The following is a 3,625-nucleotide window of genomic DNA, read 5'->3' as shown; positions in this document are numbered from 1 at the left end:
CATCCGCTTCCCCCTTCCGCCCCCATCCGCTACACTCCCGGCCAACCAAAAGCCCGATAAAGAGCAGCACCACATGGCCGACGACCTCCTCACCGGAAAAGAACCCTCCACCTATGACGCCAGCTCCATCCAGGTGCTGGAAGACATGGAGCACGTCCGCCTGCGCCCCGGCATGTATATCGGCGGCAAGGACGACCGGGCGCTGCACCACATGGTGGCAGAGATCATCGACAACTCGATGGACGAGGCGGTGGCGGGCCATGCCACCTGGATCGAGGTCGAACTGCACGAGAACGGCCATGTCTCGGTGCGCGACAACGGCCGCGGCATCCCGATCGGCGCCCACCCGAAAGACCCCTCCAAATCCGCGCTAGAGATCATCTTCTGCACCCTCAACGCGGGCGGCAAGTTCTCGGGCGACAGCTATGAAACCTCCGGCGGCCTCCACGGCGTCGGCTCCTCCGTGGTCAACGCCCTCTCCGATCACCTGCGCGTGGAAGTGGCGCAAAATCGCGAGCTCTACGCGATGGAGTTCTCCCGCGGCGTGCCCCAGACCAAGCTGGAGAAAATCGGCGCCGCCCCCAACCGGCGCGGCACCACCGTCACCTTCCACCCCGACCCCGAGATCTTCGGCTCGCTCAAGCTCAAGCCCCACCGCCTGTTCAAGATGGCCCGCTCCAAGGCCTACCTCTTCTCCGGCGTCGAAATCCGCTGGAAGTCCGCCATCCCCGACGGCGACATGCCGATGGAGGCCAGGTTCCACTTCCCCGGCGGCCTCGCGGACTACCTCAAGGAAGCCATGGGCGAGGCAACCACCTATGCCGAGGCCCCCTTCGCCGGCACCGTGTCGTTCGAAAAGTTCAACGCCCCCGGCAAGGTCGAATGGGCCATCAACTGGACGCCTTCACGCGACGGCTTCATACAGTCCTACTGCAACACCGTGCCCACCCCCGAGGGCGGCACCCACGAGGCGGGCTTCTGGGCCGCCATCCTCAAGGGCATCAAGGCCTACGGCGAGCTGGTGAACAACAAGAAGGCCACCACCATCACCCGCGAAGACCTGATCACAGGCGCGGGCGCGCTGGTGTCCTGCTTCATCCGCGAGCCCGAGTTCGTCGGCCAAACGAAAGACCGCCTCGCCACCACCGAGGCCCAGCGCATGGTCGAAAACTCCGTGCGCGACCACTTCGACAACTGGCTGGCCTCCAACACCAAATCCGCAGGCGCCATCCTCGATTTCCTCGTCCTGCGCGCCGAAGAGCGCCTGCGCCGCAAGCAGGAGAAGGAAACCGCCCGCAAGACGGCCACCAAAAAGCTCCGCCTCCCCGGCAAGCTGGTCGATTGTTCCTCCAACACCCGCGACGGCACCGAGCTGTTCATCGTCGAGGGCGACTCGGCGGGCGGCTCCGCCAAGATGGCCCGCAACCGCGTCAACCAGGCCCTGCTGCCCCTGCGCGGCAAAATCCTCAACGTGCTCGGCGCCGCCTCTTCCAAGCTCGGCTCCAACAACGAGATCTCCGACCTGACACAGGCCCTCGGCGTCGGCCTCGGGAGCAAGTTCAACCTCGACGACCTGCGCTACGACAAGATCATCATCATGACCGACGCCGACGTCGACGGCGCCCACATCGCCTCCCTGCTGATGACCTTCTTCTTCACCCAGATGCGCCCGATGATCGACGCCGGCCACCTCTACCTCGCCTGCCCGCCCCTCTTCCGCCTGACCCAAGGCAGCAAACGCGTCTACTGCCTGGACGAAGCCGAACGCGACACCTGGCTGGAAAAAGGCCTCGGCGGCAAAGGCAACATCTCCTCAAGCCGCTTCAAGGGCCTGGGCGAGATGGACGCGAAAGACCTGAAAGAAACCACAATGGACCCGGCCACCCGCCAGCTGATCCGCGTGACCATCGACGAGGACGATCCCGGGGAGACGGGGGATCTGGTGGAACGGCTGATGGGCAAGAAGCCGGAACTGCGGTTCCAGTATATTCAGGAGAATGCTAGGTTTGTTGAGGAGTTGGATGTTTGAGCTTCACCATTACCAGTAGAATTTTCAGTGAATATAGGAGTAACAGCGTTGAACATTCTTAAGGTTACGGTGTTTGCTGCAGTTGTATCGTACAGCTCTCACCTTCCCTTGCTGGCAAGCGAGGGTGCTGACGCCACCGTAAATCTGGTGATTCAAGAACTCATAGAAGACGTTCCGGACATTCGAGAACTTCTTGCTGACAAGGAGAATGCTCCGGAAAGCACCATGGTTTTCGGAAGCGACAAAACCGACATACAAGAGGACCTCGATGAACAACTGGATCGAATTATAAAGGTTCTCGTTGGAAGCGACTACGAGGCAGCCAGAGACGAACTATTTGAAATTGATGATGAGCTTTCGATCCTTACCCAGCACAGAGACGAGCTGCGCATACAATCACTTTCGGCCTTCGCCTCCCCGAGCGAATTGGGGATGAAAGATTGGTTGCTAAGGCGCGAATTCGCAACAGGTTCGAAAGAGGACCTTGAAGAGGATATTGCTGCTACCGAGAGAAACATAGCGGCATTGGAGAAGGCCAAACGCGACATCGAGTCTGCATTTGGAAATGCGCTAAGAGAGAAATATGACCTTTCGCTGTCTGTTGCGCAGATCAAATCTGTTCTCTATCAGATCAATGGTTCATCAATAGTCCAAGCGGCGATCACGTTCTCGGTCCTGAGGCAGATTGAAACCAGAATGGGTGAAATCCTCTCATCAACGGAGAATGAGACCATTCAGAGACGGTACTATGCCGTCGCGGCTGCCTTGAGATTGGTGACGATGAGGCTCCACCAAAATCATTTGGCTCGCTACGAACGGGAGTGGATCCCGAAGCTTCAAGACCTAATTTCAGAGAACAATGAATTAATATCTGAGACTGAAGAGGAACTTCGTGACGCAGGTTCAAGCAGTCGAATTCAGTCTTACGAAACAAATCTCTCGGTTCAGAGGAGAGTTTCAGAAGTGATGATGGATTACTCAACCCTTCTCTCTCAACGAAAAGCCGTCATTGAAAAACGTCTGATAGAATCTCAGAAAGATGCGAGGCTTGCAATCAATACACTTAAAACCCTTGAAAACGCGGCAATTCTCAGTGAGCAGTTTCGAATATCTGACGAAGAGTTCCGATCTATGGTTCAGATCGAAAACGCGGATCTGATTCCGCTGGATGATGAAGAAATCTTCCAGCGTTATGTCGATATCTCAAAGCAGATGGCAATTAACTGAGCGCGATCAGATCGCTCTCATTCCCTCACCCGCGACCCCAAGCCGAGCAGCGCCGACCCGCGGGGTGGCACCCCAACACAAACGCGGATGCGCTTTATGGCTCAGCGCACATCCTAGCCCGGAGGTCTGCGAGGCCCAGATTAAGCGCCGCCCCGGGGGGCGGGTCGGCGGTGCCCGGCGCCTTCGGCGCGCATCGGGCGGGTGCACAGCTCTCACCAAACGCCGCATTCGCCGCATAACCACCGTCATCCTCGGGCCTGACCCGAGGATCTCCCCCACCTCGGAGCAAAATTGGCCAGAGATCCTCGGGTCGAGCCCGAGGATGACACCAAGCCCCCCAAACGGAACCCCACCTCCTCTCCCCCGTTG

The 3,625-nt window shown here is 58.7% G+C and carries 2 protein-coding genes; both read left to right on the top strand.

All coding sequences use genetic code 11. The features are described from left to right. Positions 1-73 precede the first annotated feature (73 nt). On the top strand, positions 74-2,029 hold the full coding sequence (locus tag DYI42_RS23520) for a DNA gyrase/topoisomerase IV subunit B (protein WP_213549503.1): 1,956 nt from the start codon (positions 74-76) through the stop codon (positions 2,027-2,029). Positions 2,030-2,077: 48 nt separating this feature from the next. Further along, positions 2,078-3,256 (top strand): hypothetical protein, encoded by a 1,179-nt coding sequence (locus DYI42_RS23515; RefSeq protein WP_213549502.1) that lies wholly within the window; start codon positions 2,078-2,080, stop codon positions 3,254-3,256. The last annotated feature ends 369 nt before the right edge of the window (positions 3,257-3,625 follow it).

The organism is Vannielia litorea (genome assembly GCF_018424695.1).
Taxonomy (GTDB): Bacteria; Pseudomonadota; Alphaproteobacteria; order Rhodobacterales; family Rhodobacteraceae; genus Vannielia; species Vannielia litorea_A.
This window is presented reverse-complemented; position numbering and strand designations above follow the sequence as displayed.